At 72.0% G+C, this 21,348-nt stretch carries 15 protein-coding genes and 1 pseudogene; 9 read left to right on the plus strand and 7 right to left on the minus strand.

The genetic code is table 11. The features are described from left to right. Positions 1-10 precede the first annotated feature (10 nt). The gene (locus ACFZBB_RS06145; RefSeq protein WP_188280697.1) at positions 11-337 is read right to left on the minus strand and encodes a hypothetical protein; all 327 of its coding nucleotides are present in this window, start codon (positions 335-337) and stop codon (positions 11-13) included. A 195-nt stretch (positions 338-532) separates the two neighbouring features. Here ACFZBB_RS06145 and ACFZBB_RS06150 point away from each other — a divergent pair, with 195 nt between their 5' ends. The 6 genes from ACFZBB_RS06150 (at position 533) to ACFZBB_RS06175 (ending at position 6,753) form a co-directional block, all read left to right on the plus strand. Continuing rightward, positions 533-1,495, plus strand: coding sequence for an STM4015 family protein (locus tag ACFZBB_RS06150; RefSeq protein WP_391118279.1), 963 nt, complete (start codon positions 533-535; stop codon positions 1,493-1,495). 117 nt (positions 1,496-1,612) lie between these two features. Continuing rightward, a complete protein-coding gene (locus ACFZBB_RS06155) occupies positions 1,613-2,974 on the plus strand; it encodes an STM4014 family protein (RefSeq protein ID WP_391118281.1) in 1,362 nt (453 codons plus the stop codon). 40 nt (positions 2,975-3,014) lie between these two features. Beyond that, entirely contained in the window at positions 3,015-3,821 is an 807-nt protein-coding gene (locus ACFZBB_RS06160) for an STM4013/SEN3800 family hydrolase (protein WP_391118283.1), read from the plus strand. Further along, positions 3,818-5,305 carry an STM4012 family radical SAM protein gene (locus tag ACFZBB_RS06165; RefSeq protein WP_391118285.1) on the plus strand — a complete coding sequence of 496 codons (1,488 nt, stop codon included), beginning with the start codon at positions 3,818-3,820 and terminating at the stop codon, positions 5,303-5,305. Before ACFZBB_RS06160 ends, ACFZBB_RS06165 begins: the two co-directional genes overlap by 4 nt. A 10-nt stretch (positions 5,306-5,315) precedes the next feature. Continuing rightward, positions 5,316-6,218: an STM4011 family radical SAM protein gene (locus ACFZBB_RS06170; protein ID WP_391118287.1), complete on the plus strand. Its 903-nt coding sequence runs from the start codon at positions 5,316-5,318 to the stop codon at positions 6,216-6,218. A gap of 133 nt (positions 6,219-6,351) precedes the next feature. Continuing rightward, positions 6,352-6,753, plus strand: coding sequence for a MarR family transcriptional regulator (locus ACFZBB_RS06175; RefSeq protein WP_391118289.1), 402 nt, complete (start codon positions 6,352-6,354; stop codon positions 6,751-6,753). A 21-nt stretch (positions 6,754-6,774) separates the two neighbouring features. On the opposite strand, the pseudogene ACFZBB_RS06180 reads toward ACFZBB_RS06175, so the two are convergent. Beyond that, positions 6,775-7,859 (minus strand): annotated as a pseudogene (locus ACFZBB_RS06180) (UxaA family hydrolase). A gap of 564 nt (positions 7,860-8,423) precedes the next feature. On the opposite strand from ACFZBB_RS06180, the gene ACFZBB_RS06185 reads away from it, so the two are divergent. Together ACFZBB_RS06185 and ACFZBB_RS06190 are read left to right on the plus strand one after the other, a co-directional pair. Further along, positions 8,424-9,302: an SMP-30/gluconolactonase/LRE family protein gene (locus ACFZBB_RS06185; protein ID WP_391118291.1), complete on the plus strand. Its 879-nt coding sequence runs from the start codon at positions 8,424-8,426 to the stop codon at positions 9,300-9,302. An 848-nt stretch (positions 9,303-10,150) separates the two neighbouring features. Next, complete coding sequence (locus ACFZBB_RS06190; RefSeq protein WP_391118293.1) at positions 10,151-11,623, plus strand: serine hydrolase; 1,473 nt, start codon at positions 10,151-10,153, stop codon at positions 11,621-11,623. A gap of 36 nt (positions 11,624-11,659) precedes the next feature. On the opposite strand, the gene ACFZBB_RS06195 is transcribed toward ACFZBB_RS06190, so the two are convergent. The 4 genes from ACFZBB_RS06195 to ACFZBB_RS06210 form a co-directional block, all read right to left on the minus strand. Further along, complete coding sequence (locus ACFZBB_RS06195) at positions 11,660-12,946, minus strand: cation:proton antiporter (RefSeq protein WP_391118295.1); 1,287 nt, start codon at positions 12,944-12,946, stop codon at positions 11,660-11,662. A 63-nt stretch (positions 12,947-13,009) separates the two neighbouring features. Beyond that, complete coding sequence (locus tag ACFZBB_RS06200; protein ID WP_391118303.1) at positions 13,010-14,452, minus strand: cytochrome P450; 1,443 nt, start codon at positions 14,450-14,452, stop codon at positions 13,010-13,012. Beyond that, positions 14,446-15,525 (minus strand): alpha-hydroxy-acid oxidizing protein, encoded by a 1,080-nt coding sequence (locus ACFZBB_RS06205; protein ID WP_391118305.1) that lies wholly within the window; start codon positions 15,523-15,525, stop codon positions 14,446-14,448. The genes ACFZBB_RS06200 and ACFZBB_RS06205 overlap by 7 nt, the downstream gene beginning before the upstream one ends. Beyond that, positions 15,522-17,207, minus strand: coding sequence for an NAD(P)-binding domain-containing protein (locus tag ACFZBB_RS06210; RefSeq protein WP_391118307.1), 1,686 nt, complete (start codon positions 17,205-17,207; stop codon positions 15,522-15,524). The genes ACFZBB_RS06205 and ACFZBB_RS06210 overlap by 4 nt, the downstream gene beginning before the upstream one ends. A 294-nt stretch (positions 17,208-17,501) precedes the next feature. Between ACFZBB_RS06210 and ACFZBB_RS06215 the strand changes: the two genes are divergently transcribed. Beyond that, positions 17,502-19,031: an AMP-binding protein gene (locus tag ACFZBB_RS06215; RefSeq protein ID WP_391118309.1), complete on the plus strand. Its 1,530-nt coding sequence runs from the start codon at positions 17,502-17,504 to the stop codon at positions 19,029-19,031. A gap of 101 nt (positions 19,032-19,132) precedes the next feature. Here the strand turns inward: ACFZBB_RS06215 and glgX are convergent, their stop codons facing one another. Continuing rightward, positions 19,133-21,247, minus strand: a complete 2,115-nt coding sequence (gene glgX / locus ACFZBB_RS06220; protein WP_391118311.1) for a glycogen debranching protein GlgX — start codon at positions 21,245-21,247, stop codon at positions 19,133-19,135. Between the last annotated feature and the right edge of the window lie 101 nt (positions 21,248-21,348).

The following is a 21,348-nucleotide window of genomic DNA, read 5'->3' on the forward strand; positions in this document are numbered from 1 at the left end:
CGCGGGACGCTCAGTCGGCGACCACGCGGACCGAGCCCGGTACGTACTCCCGCTGCCGCACCACGCGGTACCAGCCCTTGGGCAGCGATATCGCCGCGTGCTCCTCGTGCACGACCCGTCCGCCGTCCGGCAGATGCAGCAGCATCGGCGCGAACGGGGCCGGCGGGCTGAAGAGCCGTCCCGGTCCCATGACGGCGTGCGCGTGGCCCGTCACCTCGCCCAGCGCGAGGACGAGCCGTCCGCGCGCGTCCCGCGGCTCCTGCGGCGCGTCGTCCATGTGCGGCGGCAGCGCCGACTCCTCGGTCGGCGCGATGAGCACATCACCCTGCCGGTACATCGCTCTCCCTCCGCGCGGCGCTCCGTGCACCGCGTCGAGACCGACCGTAGGCGCGGGGTCTGACAACGGCTCAGAGTCGGCCCGGCCGCAGCCGTTGTCAGTGCGGCTTGGTAGAACTTGCTCACACATCGGCCGGTGATCGCCGCGGCCGAATTCGTACGGCCGTCGAATGTCGAACGTCAGGAGCAGGCGGACATGACCATCGGGAACCACATGCGGGAGCTGCACGGCCTGCCCGCCTTCGACTTCCCCGGACCCGACGACACGGGCACAGAACTGCCGGAAGCGGACGCCGCCGCCTGGCGGATCGGCGTCGACTCCTACGACAGCGAGGAGAAGTGGGAGGACGCCTTCGCCCGGTTCACACAGGCCGTCGACATCACGCGGGTGCGCGCGCTGATCGTCGGTTCCTGGAGCGACGCCTACGAGAGCGGACCGGAACCGCTGATCGCGGCCATCCTGTCCGTGAAGGACCGACTGCCCGCGCTGCGGGCCCTGTTCTTCGGCGACATCGTGGGCGAGGAGTGCGAGATCTCCTGGATCAACCAGGGCGATGTCACCCCGCTGCTCGACGGCTTCCCCGAACTGGAGTCGTTCGGGGTACGCGGCGGACAGGACCTGGCCTTCCCCGCCGTGACGCACGCCCGGCTGCGCTCGCTCACCGTCGAGACCGGCGGCATGCCCGCGCAGGCCGTCCGCGGAATCGCCGCCAGCGACCTGCCCGCGCTGGAACACCTCGACCTGTGGCTCGGCACCTCCGAGTACGGCGGGGACAGCGAGATCACCGACCTGGCACCGTTCCTCACCGGCGCGCTGCTGCCCAAGCTCCGCTCGCTGGCCCTGCGCAACAGCGAGATGCAGGACGAGATCGCCGCGGCCCTCGCCTCCGCGCCCGTCGTGGCCCGGCTGGAGACCCTCGACCTGTCGATGGGCGTGCTGACCGACGAGGGCGCCACGGCGCTGCTCGCGGGCCAGCCCCTCACCCACCTCAAGGCCCTCGACCTGCACCACAACTACCTCACCTCGCCCGTTGCCCGCCGTCTGCGGGAAGCCCTCGAACCGTCGGGCGTCCACGTCGAACTGGACCGCGACGACGCCGACGAGGAGGTCGATGACGACGACGAGACCGTGTGGCGTTTCGTCGCCGTCGGCGAGTAGCAAGTCGTCCAGCCGGTTGTCGACCGGCCGATGACCACCGCCGGCCGCGGACCGTGGACCGGTGACCGTCCATCAGCGCCGGGCACGTGGGCGACCAGGGGAGAGGGGGAAGGTGACGTGAGAGACGAACCGCGCTTCGCGGTCGTCGGCAACCCGGAGAACCGGCGGGTCGGTCTCTTCGCGCGCGCCGCGACCGAGGCCGGGCTGCCCGCGCCCCGCGTCGTGCCGTGGCGCGACGTCCTGCGCGAGGGCGGCGCGACCTTCGCGGCGGACGAGGTCGTACGCCTCGACTCGCCCGGTGAGGACGCCGAAGTGGACCGCGCGCTGCGGGACATGGACGACCCCACGCGGGTGGAGGGCAGCGCCCGCTGGTACGCCCGCTTCACCGCCGCCGTCCGCACGCTGGACGGCGGCAGGCGGCTGGACGACCCGGACGAACTGGCGGTGCTGTTCGACAAGCGGCGCTGCCACCGGAGGCTGGCCGAGGCCGGGGTGCCCGTGCCCGCCTCGCCCACCTCGGGTGCCGCCGCCCCCGCGGTACGCGGCTGGGCCGACGTACGGGCGCTGATGCGCGAGCACGCCATGCCGCGCGCCTTCGTCAAACTCGCCCACGGATCGTCGGCCTCCGGGGTGCTCGCCGTGGAGACGGCGGGCGGCGGGCGCGTCCAGGCCACCACGTCCGTCGAGTCGGCGGACGGACGCCTGCACAATTCGCTGCGGGTGCGCCGTATCACCCGCGAGGCCGAGATCGCCGCCCTGGTCGACGCGCTCGCAGCCGACGGCCTGCACATCGAGCGCTGGCTGCCCAAGGCGTCGCTGCACGGGCGCGTCGCCGACCTGCGGATCGTGGTCGTCGACGGACGCGCCACGCACGCCGTGGTGCGCACCAGCCGCTCGCCGCTCACCAACCTCCACCTGGGCGGCGCGCGCGGCGACCTCGGCGCCGCGATCGAGGCCGCGGGCGTCCGGTGGGAGCAGGCGCTGGAGATCTGCGAGCGGGCCGCCGCCTGCTTCCCCGGCACGCTGTGCGTCGGCGTCGACCTGCTCCCCGCGATCGGCTGGCGGCGCTTCGCGGTCGGCGAGGTCAACGCCTTCGGCGACCTGCTGCCGAGGCTCACCGGACTGCCGGGCAGCGGAGCGGAGGGCCTGGACACCTACGCCGCCCAGATCGCCGCCGTACGCGCCCGCGCCGCGTCGCCGACCGGAGTCCGACCGCCGTACCAATCGGTCGCGTACGAACCGACCGCGTACGAACCGACCGCGTACGAACGGACCGCGTACGAACGGACCGCGTACGAATTGGCCGCGTACGAACGGACCGCGTACGAATTGGCCGCCGATGAATCCGCCGCGCCCGTACCGGCGCCGCACGAACAAGCCCCACCCGTACCGGCGCCGCACGACGCGACGCGGCACGTACCAGCAGGCCACGAACCGACGCCCCACCAAGCGCCCTGGACCCGACATGCGACCCTCTGACGCGTCCGCGCCCGCCCTTCTGGACGGCGGAGGCCCGGACATGAACGAGGTCGTGGGCCGTGACGACCTCCTCCTGATCACCCTCGACACGCTCCGCCACGACGTCGCGGCCGAGTTGGCCGCGGCCGGCCGCATCCCGCATCTGGCGCGCCATCTGCCGGGCGGGCGCTGGGAGGAGCGGCACGCGCCCGGCAGCTTCACCTACGCCTCGCACCAGGCGATCTTCGCCGGATTCCTGCCGACCCCGGCGGCGCCCGGACCGCACCCCCGGCTGTTCGCCGCGCGCTTCGCCGGGAGCGAGACCACCGAGGCGGGCACGTACGTCTTCGACACGCCCGAGCTGGTGTCCGGGCTCGCGGCGGCCGGATACCGCACCGTCTGCATCGGCGGCGTCGGCTTCTTCAACAAGCGCGGCGCGCTGGGCGACGTCCTGCCGGGACTGTTCCAGGAGAGCCACTGGGAGCCGGAGTTCGGCGTCGCCTCGCCCACCTCCTTCGAGGCGCAGGTCGAGCGCGCGGAGCAGGTCGTCGCCGAACTGCCCACCGACCAGCGGCTGTTCCTCTTCCTCAACGCGTCCGCGCTGCACCAGCCCAACTGGTTCCACACACCGGGCGCCACCCGCGAGGCCGGTGACACCCGCGCCACGCACGCGGCGGCGCTGGAGTACATCGACCGGCACATCGGACGTCTCTTCCACGCCATGGCGGCCCGCCGTCGCTGCTTCGCCATCGTCTGCTCCGACCACGGCACCACCTACGGAGACGACGGCTACACAGGTCACCGCCTCGGCCACGAGGCGGTCTGGACGGTGCCCTACGCCCACTTCTTCCTGGAGCCGTCCTCATGAACGCGCCGATCACCACGACCACACCGACCGCGCCGGCCAGCACCACCACACCGACCGCGCGGACCAGCACCACCACACCGACCGCGCCGACCAGCACGGCCACACCGGTCTCCACGGCCACGCCCGCCGACGCGCCGTCCCCGGCCCAGCCCGCACCCCCCACCGACAGTCCCTACCAGAGCTACGTCTACGCGTATCCGCACAAGACCGCCTACCGCCCGCTGCCCGACCGGCCAGCGCTGAGCGGCCTGTGGCAGGCGGAGCCCAAGGACGCGCTCTCGCTCTATCTGCACATCCCGTTCTGCGAGGTCCGCTGCGGATTCTGCAACCTCTTCACCCGCATCGGCGCGCCCGGCGAGCTGACCACCCGCTATCTCGACGCGCTCGACCGGCAGGCCACCGCCGTCCGCGACGCGCTCGGCGACACCGAGCCGCTACGGTTCGCCACCGCGGCCTTCGGCGGCGGCACCCCCACCTTCCTGACGGCCGCCGAGCTGGAACGGCTCTGCGACATCGCCGAGCGCCGGATGGGCGCCGACCTGCGCGCGATCCCGCTCTCCGTCGAGGCGTCGCCCGCGACCGCCACCGCCGACCGGCTCGCCGTCCTCGCCGACCGCGGCGCCACCCGGCTCAGCCTCGGCGTGCAGAGTTTCGTGGACGACGAGGCGAAAGCCGCCGTACGGCCCCAGCGCCGCGCCGATGTCGAAGCCGCGCTCGCCCGCGTCCGCGACGCCGGTATCCCTATTCTCAACATCGACCTCATCTACGGCATCGACGGCCAGACTCCGGCCAGTTGGCGCACCTCGCTGGACGCCGCGCTGCGCTGGCGGCCGGAGGAGCTGTACCTCTACCCGCTGTACGTACGGCCGAAGACCGGCCTGGAGAGCCGCACCGCCGTCAGCGACCCGGCCTGGGACGAGCAGCGGCTCCGGCTGTACCGACAGGGCCGCGACCACCTCCTGACGCACGGCTACGAACAGGTCTCCATGCGGATGTTCCGCCGGGCCGACGCCGCGCCCCAGGGGCCCGACGACCACGCCTGCCAGACCGACGGCATGATCGGCCTGGGCTGCGGCGCCCGCTCCTACACCTCCACGCTGCACTACTCCTTCGACTATGCCGTCGACATGCGCGAGATCCGCGCGATCATCGACGAGTACACCACCACCAAGGACTTCACCCGCGCCGCCCACGGCCGCCGGGTCGACGCCGACGAGGCCCGCCGCAGACACCTGCTCCAGTCGCTTCTGCAAGCCGACGGCATGTCCCTGGCCGACTACCGCGACCGCTTCGGCACCGACGCCCACGCCGACTTCGCCGCCGAGATCGACCGCTTCGCGGCCCGCGGCTGGCTCGACGACCAGGCCCCTGCGACCGGCCGTATACGGCTGTCCCCCGAAGGACTCGCCCACTGCGACGCCCTCGGCCCCGAACTGTTCTCACCCCTGGTCCGGGCGGCGATGGCCGCGTACGAGCTGAAGTGAGAACGCCGCCATGGATCTGACGCTGCTCTACCGCGGCCCGCTCGCCTCCTGCGACTACGACTGCCCTTACTGCCCCTTCGCCAAGCGCCGCGACAGCCCCGCGCAACTGCGCGCCGACCGCGCGGCGCTCGCCCGCTTCGCGCGCTGGGCGCGAGAGCAGCGGGGCGACCGGCTGTCCGTGCTGTTCACCCCGTGGGGCGAGGGCCTGGTCCGCTCCTGGTACCGGAACACCTTGGCTGAGCTGTCGCACGAGCCGCACATCGACCGGGTCGCCATCCAAACGAATCTGAGCTGCCGCACCGACTGGCTCGCGGACGCCGACCCCGACACCCTCGCCCTGTGGTGCACCTACCACCCCGGCCAGACCCCGTACGACCGCTTCCTGAGCAAGACCCGCGAAGTGGCCGACCGGGGTGTCCGGTTCAGCGTCGGCGTCGTCGGCCTGCCGGAACACCTCGCGGACGCCGCCCGGCTGCGCGCCGCACTGCCCGGCCACGTCTACCTGTGGGTGAACGCCGCAGAGGGCCACACCTACACCGACGCGGAAGCCGACGCCTGGACGGCCCTCGACCCGCTCTTTCCCTTCAGCCGCAACCCGCACCGCTCGGCCGGTCTGCCCTGCCGCACCGGCGAGTCCGTCCTCTCGGTGGACGGCGACGGTACGGTCCGCCGCTGCCACTTCGTCCGCGCCGAGCTGGGCAATCTCTACGACGGCTCCTACCGGGCCGCCCTCGCCCCCCGCCCCTGCCCGCTGGCCGTGTGCGACTGCCACATCGGCTATGTCCACCTGGAGTCGCTGCCGCTCTACGATGTCTTCGCGGGCGGCGTCCTGGAGCGCGTTCCCGCGGCCCGCACGGCCGCCGCGCCGGAAGCGGGCGCCGTAGGCGGCAGAGCCCTGCTGCCGCTGATCTGACCGCCGTCACCCTCGGAGGCCGCGGGGGACGGCGGCGGACCCACGGGGAGAACGGGCAGGTGGGCCGCGCGCCGGATAGTCTTGGGCGGCGGGCAGCGAACCGAGACCGCAGGCCGGAACGGCCGCTGATCTGATGAAGGCCACGATCTGGCTCCGGGCCCGGCTGCGGGCCGAGTCGGCGACGGACGACATGCGCTGGACCTGGTCGCAGATCACCACGCTGGGGCGCATCGTGGACGAGGGCCCCACCACGGCGAGCGATCTGGCCGCGGCCGAACACGTACGGCGGCAGTCGATGGCCGAGACGCTCGCGGCGCTGCGCGACGTCGGCCTGATCACCTCGGGCAAGGACCCCGCCGACGGACGCAAGACGCTCCTGCACGCGACGGCCGAGGGCCGGGCGCCCGTCGAGACCATCCCCGCCGTCCGGGAAGCCTGGCTGGAGGCGGTACGCGATCTGCTCCGGGCCGACGAGCGCAGGACGCTGCTGAAAGCGGCCGAGATCATGAACCGCCCGGCGGTCAGCGACCGTTGACCCGCCGCCGGGGCTCGGCTCCTACAGCACGGCCCCCATGCGCCACGACACGATCTCTTCGGCGCCGAAGTCGAGCGCCTCGGACTTGCTCGGCGCGCCGGAGGCCATGTCCACCAGCGTCTCGAAGAGCCGGGTGCCGTACCGCACATGCTCGTCGCGGGACATCGCCGGGTCGGCGTCGCAGTCCGTGTCGCCGCTCATGTGCTGGTAGAGCCGACTGGTGGTGCTGATCTTCAGGCAGGGCACGGGCCGTGAGCCGAACAGCGAGCCGCGACCGGTGGTGAAGGCCAGCAGATTCGCCCCGCCCGCGACCATGCCGGTGGCCGACACGGGGTCGTGTCCGGGCGTGTCCATGAACGTCAGACCGGGCGCCGTGACCGGCTGCGCGTAGCCGACGACTCTGTTGAGCGGACTGCTCCCGCTCTTGAGCACCGCCCCGAGCGACTTCTCCCAGATGGTGGTGATGCCCCCGGCCCGGTTGCCCTTGGAGGGGTTGTTGTCCAGCGCGGCGCCGTGCCGGGTGACGTACCGCTGCCACACGCGATCAACTCGTCGAGCCGTTCGGCGATCGCGGGTGTGGCGGCGCGGTCGCGCAGAAGGTGCTCTGCGCCGTAGATCTCCGGGGTCTCGCCCAGGACGACCCGCCCGCCCGCGGCGGCCAGCAGATCGGCGGCGACTCCGAGCGTCGGATTGGCCGTCAGCCCCGCATAGGCGTCGCTTCCGCCGCACTGGAGCCCGAGGGTGAGTTCGTGCAGGCCGATCGGCTCGCGGGACAGCTTCGCCAGGCCGCCGACCCTCTCGGCGACGCGGTCGAGGGCGGCGTTCACGGTCGCCGCGGTGCCGCCGAGCGCCTGGATGGTCAGCGTGCGCACGGCCGGGTCGTCGCCGAAGACGTTCTCCGGCTGGTTCACCTCGCAGCCGAGACCGACCGTCAGCACACCGGCGATGTTCACATGGCGAGCGTAGCCGCGCAGGGTGCGCCGCAGCAGGTCGTCGCCCTCGGCCATGCCGCAGCCGTCCAGGCCCGGCGCCCCGGCGTGGCGGTCGTTGGCGGCCGTGGCGATCATCCGGGCCACCGTCGCCGAGCAGTTCACCGCCGGCAGCACGGCCAGGTAATTGCGGGTGGCGGCACGGCCGTCGGCGCGCCGGTAGCCGAGGAAGTGGTCGCGGGTGGCCTTGGCCGGGGCCGCCAGGCCGGGGGAGCGGGCCGCGGCGCCCCCGCGCGGGCGGTGGCCTCGCCGAGGCCGAGATTGTGGACGGCGCCCGCGTACGCGCCGGTCACGGTCTCGGCGTCATCAACTACCCGGGCGCCGTGATGGTGCGGCGCGAAGGCATGGGAATCCGCTTTCATCCGCGATCTCCACCGGTACCGGGACATCGGGCTCTGGTGGCATTCCGAACGGCCGCTGGGCGCGGCGGCCCGCGCCTTCATCAGGGCCGTGCTGCACGCACCCCGGCCGGAGGGAACGATCGCCGTGCCACCGTTGTGAATTGGGCCGTGCGCGGCCACGGGAAACGACCCATTCGCAGCCCGGATCCCGGCCATCCGTTATCCGCCGTTGACAGTGGCCATCGCCGCGGGCGAGGTTGTCCGGCAGGGGCCGTCGCGACCGCCCGGAAGAGCACGCGGAAGAGCAGGCGGCCGAAGAGTACGCGGAAACGGAGTCGTGATGGGCAGTGTGCGGACCTACACCGATCTGGATGTCGCGGTGCGCAGCGACACCTCCGAGGTGGGGGAGGGCCCTGTCTTTGACCCCAGGACCGGTCGGCTGGTGTGGGTCGACATCTACGGCGGCACGGTCTACGAGGACGACCTGGCCACCGGGCGGCAGACCGTGACGGAGGTCGGTGTCATGGTGGGCGCGGTCGCGCCGCGGGCCCGCGGCGACGGGTTCGCCGCCGCCGTGGCCGGCGGATTCGGCTTCGTCGTCGACGGCGTGACCACCGTCGTCGACCCGGTGCTGCCGGAGCCGAACCTGCGGATGAACGACGGCAAGGTGGACGCCCGCGGACGGTTCTGGGCGGGCAGCAACGACATGCGGTTCGCCCCCGGCCGGGGACGGCTCCACCGCTGGGACGGGGACGCCCCGAGCGTCGTCGTCGCGGACGGGCTGGTCCTGCCGAACGGACTGGGCTGGAACGCCGACAACACCGTGATGTACCTGGCCGACAGCTACGCCCGACTGCTCTACCGCAGCGCGTTCGACGCCGACTCCGGGGAACTGGGCGGCCTTGAGGTCCTGACGAAGACCGAGGGCTCCGGGGTCCCCGACGGCCTGGCGGTCGACGTCGACGGCTGCTTCTGGACAGCCATGCACGGCGGCGCCGAGGTACGGCGCTACGACCCGGCGGGCCGTGTGACCGGACGCGTACCGGTGCCCGTCCCGCAGCCCACGAGCTGTGCCTTCGGCACCGACGGCAGGCTGTACATCACCTCGGCGCGCGAGGGCCTGTCCGCCGAGGATCTGGAGCGCTCCCCACTGTCCGGCTCGGTCTTCGTCGTCGCCACGGACACGCGGGGCGTACCCGTGGCGGCCTTCCGCGGCTGAGACGGGAAGGCCACTCCGGGCGCGTACGGCGGCGGCGTCCGGGCGACCGGCTCAGGCCGTCGGCGGAGGGGGCCGTACGCTCGCCGGGAGCGGCGTGCGGCCCTGCGCGTTGAGGAAGACGCAGACGGCCGCGGTGCTCGACCGTCGGCGGGGCCAGAACAGGCACGCGGTGTACCCGACATCGCGCAGCCGGGTTGTAGTCGTCGTTTGCCGACAGGCCCTGGCGCACGAGCCTGTCGAAGGTGAAGTTGTCCCCGAGGCGTGACCGGTGCACGCCGTGGAACTGGCTGGGGTTGAGGAGGGTTTCGGCGGCGGTGGCCGATGTCGCGGCGGCCACCGTCATCAGCGGGACCACGGTGAGCATGGCCAGGGCGGTCAGCACCCAGGTCAGCGGACGGCGGCTCATACGGGGTGGAGCGGGTGCGATCACCATGGGGTGGGGGTGACATGACGTCCTCTCCGGCGTGGCGCGAATTGGCCGGACACGGCCCGACGTGGGCGGCAACGCGCCGTCGACAAGTTGGGGATGAACGTATCGACGCCTCCCATCTGCGTCGATCGCGTCTTTCGGAAGGCGGTCATCTGCGGGACGAATAGCAGGAGTTCTCGACGGCCGGGCCGCCGACAATCCGCACCCGTTATGCGAATGGCGGCCATTCGGAATGCGGAATGCCCGCTATTCGGCGCGACCGTTTCGCGTCACCGGGGCCGTACGGGACCCGGCGGAGGGGACGCGGCGGCCCCGCGCGCGGACCTGCTGGCGGCCCGCCGACGACACCCCCTCTGGACACCTGCGCCGGGGCGCGGCGAGGATGGCCGTCGAAGATCCAGCAGCAGGAGGAAGCCCGATGACCGCTCACCCGCTGCCCGTCAGCAGCCCGGCCGCGCAAGGCGTCGACGCCCGCGGCGTCCAGGCGTTCCTCGACGCGATCGAGGCGGCGCCCGGTGTCGAACCGCACGGCCTGATGATCCTGCGGCACGGCCGCGTGGTCGCCTCCGGCTGGTGGGCTCCCTTCACCGCCGACCGGCCGCACCGGCTCTACTCGATCAGCAAGAGCTTCACCGGATCGGCCGTCGGCTTCGCCATCGACGAGGGACTGCTGGACCTGGACGCCCGGGTCGTCTCCTACTTTCCCGAATTCGACGCCGACATCACCGACCCCCGAAGCCGCGCCATGAAGGTGCGGCACATCGCCTCCATGGCCAGCGGCCACCTGTCCGAGACCGTGGTCCAGGCGCACGCGATCGACGCGGAGGAGCCCGTCCGCGGCTTCCTGCTGATCCCGCCGGACCGCGAGCCGGGCTCGGTCTTCGCGTACAACCAGCCCACCACGTACACCCTCGGCGCCATCATCCAGCGCGCCACCGGGCAGACGCTGACCGAGTATCTGCGGCCCCGGCTGCTCGATCCGCTCGGCATCGGCGAGACGCTGTGGGAGCGCGACAGGGCGGGCCGCGAGCTGGGCTACAGCGGGCTGCACGCCGCCACCGACGCGGTCGCCCGGCTCGGCCAGCTCTACCTCGACAAGGGCGTGTGGGAGGGCGAACAGCTCCTTCCGGCGTCCTGGGTCGCACAGGCGACCCGCGCGCACGTCGACAACAGCGACGGCTCACCCGAGGCGCGGAACTCGGACTGGGCGCAGGGATACGGTTTCCAGTTCTGGATGTCGCGCCACGGCTACCGCGGTGACGGGGCGGTCGGGCAGTTCTGCGTCGTGCTGCCCGAGCAGGACGTGGTGATCGCGATCACCGCGAACACCGATCTCATGCAGTCCGTGATGGACATGATCTGGGAGCACCTGCTGCCCGCCTTCGGGCCGGAGCCGGTCAGCGCCGCGGGACAGGACGCGGAGGAGAGCGCCGAGGACGCGGCGCTGCGCGAGCGGCTGTCCCGGCTCGTCCTCCCGACGGTAGAGGGGGAGGCGGCGCCCGCCGACACCGAGGCGTGGTCCGGGGTGCGGTTCGCGCCGCGCGACGGCGAGGCCGAGGCCCAACCGAGCCTGACGGCGGTGGAGTTGACGGCTGACGGCGACGGCTGGATTCTCACGCTCGACCAGGCGAAGAACGAGGACGAGCCGCCGTTCGCGTTGCGCTTCGCCGGGACCGGCTGGGCGGTCGCCGAACGGCCCGCCGTCCCCGTACCGACCGCGGTCAGCGCGGGCTGGACCGACGCCGACACCTTCGTCGCCGAGCTGGGATTCCTGGAGACCCCGCATCACTTGACGCTCACGTGCTCGCTCGCCGCCCGCGACTTCACGGCGGCCTGGCACGGGAAGCCGCTGCGTCCGACGCCGCTCAGCTCGTTCGGCGTGCCCCGCTGACCGCGCCGCATCCGGCCCGGCGGCGAGGCCACGTCCTCACTCGCTGACGGCGGAGACCTTCGACGGAGGCGGGGCGGCGGGGACGGCGGGCGCGTCCGGGACGCCGCCGTCCCGCCGGTCCCACAGTGCCAGCAGCGGCGTGGCCATCACCGTGGTCACCAGCGCGACCAGGACGAGCACGGTGAACATCGACCGCGTCACCACGCCCTCCGCCAGGCCGACGTTGATGGCGATGAGCTGCATCAGACCGCGCGCGTTCATCAGCGTGCCGACCCGCAGCGCCACGGGACCGCTCTGTCCGGCGAGCCTGGCGGCCAGCCAGCACGCGCCGAACTTCCCGACCACGGCCGCCAGCGTGCAGCCCGCGGCGAACAGCAGCAGCGCCGGGTCGGTCAGCAGGCCGGTGTCGGTGTTCAGCCCGGAGTACGTGAAGAACAGCGGCAGCAGCAGGACGCGGCTGACCGGCGCCGCGGCCTCCAGCGTACGGTCGATCCTCGGCGCCCTCGGATACGCGACGCCCAGGCTGAAAGCGCCGAAGACCGCGTAGAGGCCGATCCGGTCGGTGTACCAGGCCGCCAGGCACAGCAACAGCAAGGTCACCAGCAGCAGTTGATCCGAGGGCAGCCGCTCCGCGATCCGGATCGCGGGACCGCGCAGCCGAACCAGTGCGAACAGCACCACCGCGAGACCGGCCGCGCCCGCCACCGCGAGCACGACGGGCCCGGAGGTGCCGCGCGACAGGCTGAGGACGCCCGCCAGCAGAATCCACGCGACGACGTCGTCCAGCGCGCCGGCGGCGAGCGAGATGGTGCCGAACGCCGTGTCGGTCAGGCCGCGTTCGGTGATGATCCTGGCCAGCATGGGGAACGCGGTGATCGACAGTGTGACGCCGACGAAGGGCGCGGCCACGTACATCGGCACACCGGCGGGAGCGGTGTGCACCGAATCGCGCACGGCCCACACCAGCGCGGTGCCCAGCGCCAGCGGTACGAGAATCCCGGCCGTCGAGATCAGCGCGGCGGGTCTGGCCACCGGTTTGATCCGGTCGACGCGGAATTCGTACCCCGCCTGGAACATGAAGAGCACCAGACCGAGCTGCCCGGCCACGTACAGCACGGGCCGCAGGTCGGCGGGGAAGACGGCGTGCTCCCACGAGGGGGCGACGAGGCCGAGTACGGAGGGACCGAGGAGCACACCCGCGATCATCTCGGCCACCACGGGCGGCTGGGCGAGCGGGCGCAGCGCCCAGGCGGCGATCCGGCAGGTGAGGAGGATGACGACGACGGCGAGCAGGAAGGCGGGGCCGAGCGCGGTCGCGGACATGGCGGGCTGCCCTTCGGCGGGTGCGGATTCATGGGGGGGAGGCAGTGCCTGTGACTGCCGGGGTCAGTGGGGGTGAGGACAGCGGTCCGCGGGCCCGCCGGGCGCGTCGCCGTCCGGGCCGTGACCGCCCGGACGCGCGTCGGTCAGCGGGCGGCCCTGTGTGTCGTGCGCGGCGAACCACCGCTCTGTCGGCCGCTGCCGCCGCGCGTCCAGCACCATCCAGGTGCCGAAGGCCAGTTGGAGCAGACTGCGGCCGACGTCCTCCCAGCGGTCGCGGACCCGCAGGAACGCCCGGACGGCGGCGATCCCGTACCGCGGCAGCGGCCGGTCGCGGCGCACCAGCAGGCAGGGCGCGCGGTGCGGGATGGAGCGGGTGTGCGACACGGCGGTGTGCAGGGTGAAGCGGGCCAGCACCTCGCGGGTCGCGGCCCGCATGATCAGCGGGGCGAGCCGCCAGGCGGGGCAGGGCCGGTTCGCGGCCACCCCGAAGGGGATGTGGTGCGCGTGCTTGGCGGACGTTCGATTCCACCGCTCCGGGTCGAACGTGTCCGGATCGGCGTACCCCGTCGCGTGGTAGGCGGGATAGTCGAAGCACAGCACTGTGCCCGCCGGATAGCGCGCGCCGCCGCCGAGGTCGATCTCCTCGGCCGTGACGCGGTGCGCGATGCCGAACAGCGGGTACATCCGCAGCGTCTCGTTCATCACGTGGGACAGGTACCGGTCGTCCTCGGGGTGGTCAGCCAGCCGCTGCTGGACGTCGGATTCCGCGGCGAGCATCAGCAGCAGATGCGCCATGGCCTCCGACATCTGCACGACCGCGGTGTTGAAGAAGGTGCCCTGGAGGTAGTGCGCGCGGTCCTTCGGCGACGCCAACTCCGGCGGCAGCGCGTGCGGTACGTCCCCCGCGGCCAGCCTGCGCAGCAGGTAGCGGGTCAGCCGCTCGCGCCGCCGCATGTGCCGAAGGCGGGTGTTCTTCAGGGAGTTGATGACGTCCTCGGCATTGGCCACGATGAGTCTGCGCGCGTGCGGGGGGCACGGCTCGCGGAAGACCAGGCCGTAGAAGAACTCCGCCCAGACCGGCATCATCAGATCCCGCAGCCGCACCAACGCGGCGTCGCCCGGCACGAGTTCGTCCAGCACCCGCGCCGTCCGCCGGGCCGCGGCCGCCGCGAGTTCGGTGCTGGTCCCGGCGAGGATCGCGGCGGTGGTCCGGGCGACGGCGTCGTAGCGGGGCCCCGGCTCCAGATGCTCCTGGTGGACCTCGGGACCGGGGGAGAGCCAGTACCAGAACAGGTCGGACAGCGCCGCGCCCTTGCTGCGACCGCTGGCGGCCGGATGCTCGTACAACTCGGTGAAGCGGTCCGCGGCCACCTCCGCGTTGGGGACGACCACGCCCTCCGGGCCGTTGATCCGGGCGAAGACCCTCACCCGCAGGGCGACGACGGTCCGCGGCAGCCAGTAGGGGACGGACAGCGCGAGCGCCACCGCCCCGGCGCGCCTCAGCACGCCCTCGCCCCCCGCGCCACGACCTGATCGCGAGCCGGGCCGCGGCAGTCGGCGCTGCCGCAGAGCGTCAGCACATGCGCCAACTCGGCCCGCAACTCCTCCAGTACGGCGGTCACGCCCGCCTCGCCGTCCGCCGCGAGGCCCCACAGCACGGGCCTGCCGATGCCGACCGCCGCCGCGCCGAGCGCCAGCGCGACCACCACGTCGGAGCCGCCGCGCACCCCGCCGTCCAGCAGCACGGGGACGCGCCCGCCGACCGCGTCGGCCACCGCGGGCAGCGCCTCGACGGTGGCCGGTGCCGCGTCGAGCTGACGGCCGCCATGGTTGGAGACGATCAGCGCCTGTACGCCCTCGTCGACCGCGCGCCGGGCGTCGGCGGGGTGCAGGACGCCCTTCAGCACGACCGGCAGGCCGGTGACGTCCCGCAGGCGGCGCAGGTCGTCCCAGGACAGGGCCGGTGACATTGCGATGTCGCGGGTGCGGCCGGGGGGCGCGCCGGGCAGATCCCGCATGTTCTCGGCGGCCAGTCCTGGCGGCAGGTCGTGGAAGCCGTTGCGCTCGTCCCGGCCGCGGCGGCCGAAGACCGGCGAGTCCGCCGTGACCACCAGCGCCGTGCAGCCCGCCTTCTCCGCGCGCCGGACGAGCGCGACGGTGACCTCGGCCTCCGGCTGGAGATAGAGCTGGAACCACACCACGGCGTCGGACCGCACCGAGCGGGCGGCGGCGGTGACCTCGTCCACGGCGGTGGTGGCCGCCTGCGAGGTGATCAGTACGGTGTCGGCCGCCGCGGCAGCGCGGGCCGTGGCGCGTTCGCCGTCAGGATGGGCCAGCCGGTGGAAGGCGGTGGGGGAGACCACCACCGGCATCGACGCCCGGCCGCCGGGCAGCGACACGCTGGTGTCCGGGTGGCCCGTGCCGGTCAGCACCCGCGGCAGCAAGGCCAGCCGGGCGAAGGCGCGTTCGTTCTCGGCCAGGGCGGTCTCGGTGCCCGCGCCGCCCTGGTAGAAGTCCCAGTGGACCGGGTCGAGTCGGGCGCGGGCTCTGTCCCGCAGCGCCGACAGCACCCCGTTCACGACGGGTCGGCGGCGGGGACGGGGACGTCACCCGTGACGGGATGGTCCGTCAGAAAGCGGACGAGCGGGGCGCGGTGGACCTCCTCGCTGTCCCACTCGTTCTCCAGATTCTCCGTGATGTGGTGCTCCGCGACCGGCTTGCCGTTCTCGAACAGCCGCACCACCGGGTGGAGATAGCGGCCGTCGAGCCCGGCGGTCGCCTGCTGCGACACCCGGCCCACGGAGATGTCGAACGGATTCACCTTGTCGTGATCGGCGCCGTATTCGAGGGTGACCGTCAGATAGCGGCCGACGTCTCCGAAGACGCCGTCGCCGACCGCCTGGTGGAGATGGTCGACCGGCACCTCCTCGTGATAGCCGACCGATTCGCCCGACGGTCCTCGGGAGGCGATGACCGCGTCGCCGAGGAAACCGAAGAGCTGCCACAGGGCGGAACTGCGGTTCACCCGCTCGATCACCGCTTCGGCGATCGTCCCGGGGAGTCCGGCGGGGTCGGTGCGTTCGATGCGGTCGGCGGGACCGGCGGGACCGGCGGCCAGTTCCCGGCGCGGCCACGGCCGGTCGTGGTAACGCTGCTCCAGGATGCGGTGCAGCGCGCGGACACCGTAGCGGAAGCCGTGAATGAAACCGCTGGTGGATTTCTTGAAATCACGCACCTGGGTGATCGTGCCGACGAAATACAGATCGGGTACGTTCGGGGATTCCCAGGCGTCCGTCTGTGCCGGGAATCTGTCCTTGATGGTCAGCTCCGGGCGGCATTCCTCGGCGAAGACCGAGGCGTCGAAGCGGAAACCGGTGGCAAGGATAACCCGGTCGTAGGTGATCTCCTTGACCACCTCGTTCACCCGCGCGAATTTCACCGGGACCCGGTAGGGGCCGTCCTCGCCGTCCCTGGTGATGCGCATGATCTCCCCGTCGAGCAGGGCATTCTGTGACTTGAGCTGATACGTGTCCAGGAAATTGTTGTTCACCGCCCGCAGATGCCCCACGAAATGGGTCTGCCAGGCGAGCCGCAGTGAGCCGGGTCCCGCCACGTGGATGACCGAGGCCGTCTCGATGAGGTTGTCGGCGGTCTCGAAGGCCGAATTGCCCCGCCCGATGATCAGTACCCGCTGCCCGGTGAACCCGGCCGGGTCGACCGGCATCAGGTCGTACCGCTCGGCCAGTTCCACGCCCTCGATGGGCGGGATGTAGGGGCGGGACACGCCGGTCGCCATGATCAGCCGCCGGGCCCTGCGGACGGTGCCGTCCTGGTCCACGGTCTCGAAGTCCCCGCGCGGGCCGCCGTCCTCCGCCGGTCGCCGGGTGATACGGGTGATCCGCGTGCCGTAGCGGATCCGCAGGCGGTGGGTGCCGGCGAAGTCGGCGAGATAGCCGACCATGTCGTCGGCGTCGGGGAAGTACCGGGGCGTGACCGCGGTGAACAGCGGCGAGCCCTCGTCGGACAGCAGTGAGTTCCAGTCGGTGCGCAGATTCAGCTCGGCATCGTCCCAGCCGGTGTGCACCTTGTTGATGGATATGAGTTTCCTGTGTCTGGGAAACCTCGTGAAGAAGCTTCCGGGAGCCGCGTCGGCCTCGACGACCAGATAGTCGCGTCCCGCGCGTTCCAGGAAATATGCCGCCTGGATTCCCGCGGGTCCCGCACCGACGACGAGGTAATCGATCCGCTCTTCTCCGGACACTGGGCCTCCCGGCTCCTGAGATGGACGGAGTCACCGTAGTTGAGAGTTAAAGGAGACATCTATAGGTAGGGGTGTGATCCATATCACACCGCGACCCTTGGTGTTCGGGCGGATAATTTCAGCTTCGGCGCAAGTGCCCGACGTGTGCCGTGTGAGTCGTGCGCACATATGCCCGCCGAGGTTTCCCTCCCGGCATTGCAGTTGTCCGCGGCTGAAACGCGACCCCGTGACCGCCCCACCGGATCGGAGAGCGCCGTGAACAATCCGGCCGAATCGGTATTTCCCCAGCCACTCGTGGACGCTTTCCTGCGCGATCCGGGCGCCCCGGCCTTCGAATTCCGGTCACATCCCGTCAGCCGCGGTGAGGTGCTCGACCTCGTACGCCGCTGCGTCGCGGGACTGCGGGCGGCCGGACTCGGACCCGGCGGGGGAGTGGCCGTCACCACCGCCGTCACCCCGCGGGGCTTCGCCGCCCAGATCGCCGCTCACCTGCTGGGATGCCGCGTCACAGGGCTGCGCCCCGGACTGACGCCGAGCCAGCTCGCCCATGTGCTGTCCACCGGAATCGACGCGGTCGTCGCCGACGACTCGACCGCGACCCCCGCGCTCCTGGCGGCGGCGGGCACCCGCCCCGTACTCGACGTGGACCGCGACCTGTCGGCCGCACCGGCGGACACATCGCCCGACGCCCTGACCGCGCACGGCCGCCCCGACGACATCGGCCTCATCACCCTGACCAGCGGCAGCACCGGCCACCCCAAGGGCTGCGCCCAGACCTACCGCGCGCTCAGCGAACACTGGTCGTGGCAGCCCGCGCGGTGGAGCGCGACCACCGCCCGACTCGCCGCCGGATACCGCCGCTACCTCGTCTTCGGCACCCTCACCAGCGCCGTCATGCTCGAACACCTCTCCCTGTGCCTGCTCGACGGCGGCACCGCCGTGATCCCCGAACCCCCGCTCACCTTCCCGGAGATCTGGCAGCGCCACCGCATCACCGCCTGCCTGTGCACCGTCCCCCGGCTCTACCAGATCCTCGACACCCTGCGCACCGAGGACATCGACACCAGCAGCCTGCGCGTCCTGCTCGTCGCGGGCTCACCGCTGCCGCCGCACCGGCTCGCCGAGGCCGCCGACCGGCTCGGCCCCGCCGTCCACCAGGGGTACGGGCAGACCGAGACGGGCATGCTCGCGCTCCTCACCCCCGAGGATTTGGCCGAGCGGCCGGCCCAGGTGATGGACTCCGTCGGCCGGCCGATGCCCGGCGTCGATGTCAGCGTGCGCGATCCCCAGGGGCGCCCGGTGCGGCCGGGCACACCCGGCGAGATCTGGGTCCGCAGCGCGGGCGCCATGTCGCGCTACTGGCAGGACGAGGAACAGACCCGCGAGGTGGTGAGCGACGGCTGGATCCGTACCCGCGACCTCGGCACCCTCGCGGACGACGGCTACCTGCGCCTGGTCGGCCGCGCCCGCGACGTCATCTTCGTCAACGCGATCCTGCACTACGCGGGAGCGATCGAGTCCGCGCTCGCCGCCCACCCGGACGTCGACCAGGCCTATGTGGTCGGGGCTCCCGACGAGACGACCGGTGAGGCCGCCCACGCCTTCGTCGTACCCGTCGTGGGGCGCACGCCGACCGCCGACGTCCTGCGCGGCGCCGTACGCGCCGAGTTGGGCGAGGCGGCCGTGCCCGCCACCGTCACCGTGCTGGACGTGATGCCGGTCGCACCCAGCGGCAAACCCGACAAGCGGGCCCTGCTGGCGCTCCTCCCCGGTGCGCACGGTGTCTCGGGTCCGCCCGGCGCCCCGGTGACGACGACCGGCTGAGCGGACTCGCGCCCGCCCAGCCGTCAGTTCACCCGGCTGTCAGCCCGCCCGGCCGGCCGTCAGCCCGCCCAGCCGCCCGTTCGGCTCGCCGCTCAGTCGGTTCAGTCGGTGCGCGGACGCATCAGTACGGTCATCGACCGCGCGTGCACCGGCACCACCGCGTTCGCCGGGATGCTCGGTCCGTCCGGGCCGCCCGTGTCGGACTCGACGGTGGTGTCCACGACGATCTGCCAGCCGTCGCCGAAGGCACCGGCCGGGATGGTGAAGTCCACCTGCTCGTCATGGCTGTTGACCAGGACGATGAAGGAGTCGTCGGTGACGCGCTCGCCGTGCGGGCCGGGCTCGGGGATGCTGTCGCCGTTGAGGAAGGCGCCCACCGCGTGCGCGTCCTCACGCAGCCAGTTGGCCTCCTCCATCTCGCGGCCGTCCGGGCGGAACCAGACCAGATCCGGCGTGCCCTTGCCGTCCCCGCCGCGGAAGAAGCGCCGTCGGCGCAGCACCGGATGCCGGGAGCGCAGGGCGATGACGCGTTGGGTGAACGCCAGCAGATTCCGCCGGGGCTCGTCCAGGTCCCAGTCCACCCAGGCGATCTCGTTGTCCTGGCAGTAGACGTTGTTGTTGCCGAGCTGGGTGCGTCCCAACTCGTCGCCGTGGGCCAGCATCGGCACGCCCTGGGACACGAAGAGCGTGGCGAGGAGATTGCGTTGCTGCCGGGCCCGCAGGGCCAGGATCTCCTTGTCCTCCGTCCGGCCCTCGGCGCCGCAGTTCCACGAACGGTTGTTGCTGTCCCCGTCGTTGCCGTTCTCGCCGTTGGCCTCATTGTGCTTGTCGTTGTACGAGACCAGGTCGCGCAGCGTGAAACCGTCGTGGGCGGTGACGAAGTTGACGCTGGCGCGCGGGCGACGGCGGCTGCCCTCGTACAGGTCGGAGGAACCGGTCAGCCGGGAGGCGAACTCCGGCAGGGTGGAAGGGGCGCCGCGCCAGAAGTCCCGTACCGAGTCCCGGTATTTGCCGTTCCACTCGCTCCACAGGGCGGGGAAGTTGCCCACCTGGTACCCGCCGTCGCCGACGTCCCAGGGCTCGGCGATGAGCTTGACGCGGCTGATCACCGGGTCCTGCTGCACCAGGTCGAAGAAGGCGGACAGCCGGTCCACCTCGTGGAACTGCCGGGCCAGCGCGGACGCCAGGTCGAACCGGAAACCGTCGACGTGCATCTCGGTCACCCAATAGCGCAGCGAGTCCATGATGAGTTGCAGCACATTGGGGTGCCGCATCAGCAGGCTGTTGCCGGTGCCCGTCGTGTCGAAGCAGTGCCGAGGGTCGTCGTCCACCAGCCGGTAGTACGAGGCGTTGTCGATACCGCGGAAGGAGAGCGTGGGGCCGAGTTCGCTGCCCTCGGCGGTGTGGTTGTACACCACATCGAGGATCACCTCGATGCCCGCCTGGTGAAGTGCCTTGACCATCTCCTTGAATTCGGTGACCTGTTGACCGCGTGTGCCACTGGAGGAGTAGGCGTTGTGCGGCGCGAAGAAGCCGATGGTGTTGTAGCCCCAGTAGTTCGACAGGCCACGGTCGCGCAGATGGCCGTCCTGCACGAATTGGTGCACCGGCATCAATTCGACGGCGGTGACCCCCAGTTCGGTCAGGTGCTCCACGATCGCCGGATGCGCCATTCCCGCGTATGTGCCGCGCAGCTTCTCCGGCAGCGCCGGGTGACGTACCGTCAGGCCCTTGACGTGCGCCTCGTACAGCACCGACTCGTGGTACGGCCGCTTCGGCAGATGGTCCTCGCCCCAGTCGAACGCCGGGTCGGCGACCACCGAGAGCATGGTGTGGCCGAGGCTGTCGGCGGTGTCGGGCTCGTCCGAGCCGTCGTCGCGGTAACCGAGCAGCGACCGGTGGCTGTCGGGCTGGCCGTCGATGGCCTTCGCGTACGGGTCCACCAGCAGCTTCGCCGGATTGCACCGGTGCCCGCTGTCCGGCCGGTACGGGCCGTGCACGCGATATCCGTACGCCTGGCCGGGACCGACGCCCGGCAGATACGCGTGCCAGACCGATCCGTCCACCGACGCCAGAGGGGTGCGTTGTTCACGCCCGCGCGCGTCGATGACGGCCAGATCGACTTTCTCCGCCACTTCCGAGAAGAGGGCGAAATTGGTGCCTGAGCCGTCATAGGTCGCGCCCAGGGGATACGGAAGTCCGGACCATTTCTGCATTCGCCGAAGCTAACCGCTCCGCGGCACGACGGCGCCGACGCACGCCGCGTCCGTACGGGTGACACCGCGCCTGCGCCCATAACGCCGAGCCCGCGCTTATG

This window comes from Streptomyces sp. NPDC008139 (genome assembly GCF_042957025.1).
Lineage (GTDB): Bacteria > Actinomycetota > Actinomycetes > Streptomycetales > Streptomycetaceae > Actinacidiphila.